The following is a 1,081-nucleotide window of genomic DNA, read 5'->3' as shown; positions in this document are numbered from 1 at the left end:
ACGGTATTGGGCACGACCTCCGTTGCGCCAAAGCCATATCGGGCCATGATCTTGGTTACCGTGCCGTCCTGCGTCAGGGCAGCCAGTCGTTCATCCCACAGCGCCCGCAGATCCTGGTCCTCGGTGCGGAAAGCAACGGCTGCATAAGTCGCCTGTTCGTCTGTGGTCACAAACGGTGTCGCACTCTCCAGGCCCTTGGCCTTGTCGCCGGCGAGCAGGCCGATCACGGTCGGAGACGACAGCACCGTCACATCGATACGTCCGGAGCGCAGGGCCGAGATGTTGGCTTCAATGTCGGGGAACAGCAACATGCGGTTTTCCGGCACACCGGCCGCCGCCGCATTCCTGACCGACACACTGCCGCGACCGGCACCCATGATGATCTCTTTGCTGACAATGTCCGCAAAGCCATGGATCTGTTTTGGATTGCCGGCGAGCACGATGGCTGCGTCGTGCACCTTCAGATCCGGAGACCCAAAGGCGACCTGCCGGCAGCGCTCGGGTGTGATGGAAAGACCGGAGGCAACGGCATCGAAGCGGCCGGCCAGCAGACCCGGGATCAAGGCACCGAACTCGGTGACCCTGATATCGAGCTCCTTGACGCCGAGTTCGGAGAAGGCAGTCCTCAGTAGGTCCGGATGCCATCCCTTTGCCTCGCCAGTGGCTTCATCGCGAAAACCCCAGGGCGAGCGGTTGTGGATGCCRATGACGATCTTGCCTTCGCGCAAGATCCGYTCCTTGGTGGTCTCGGCCMARGCCGTGCCACCAGTCATGATGACGATCAGCGCAAGCAATGCGCTCCACATGCGTGCAAGACGTGTTGGACTTCTCAAGCTCATTTGCTCTCTCCCTTTGATTTTTGATGTTTGGTGCCAACGCAGTCTCGCCCTCCCGCGATCCTGCAGTGCGCTCAGCCTCGCCGTGGTTGGATTTCGACCGGGCCACGACTGTCGCCAGGCCGGTCGCGTTCGCTCAGGTGCTTGAGGTCATCCAGAACCGACTGAATTTGCGGCCAGGGGAATGCCGATGTGTCGCCCTGGCTCTCGCCGCCGCCGGCAATGATTGTCAGTTTGGCGATCAC

Annotated in this window: 1 protein-coding gene; it reads right to left on the bottom strand. The window is 61.4% G+C overall.

Annotation, left to right across the window (positions count from 1 at the left end; translation table 11 throughout):
- Nucleotides 1–839 (bottom strand): ectoine/hydroxyectoine ABC transporter substrate-binding protein EhuB (gene ehuB, locus AC1DWF_RS32415; protein ID WP_476842622.1); only part of this gene is annotated, 839 nt, incomplete at its 3' end.
- Between the last annotated feature and the right edge of the window lie 242 nt (nucleotides 840–1,081).

The sequence above is a fragment of the Aminobacter sp. P4_D5 genome, from assembly GCF_056401815.1.
Note: the sequence above shows the minus strand (reverse complement) of the source record. Positions and strands in the feature narration are given on the sequence as shown.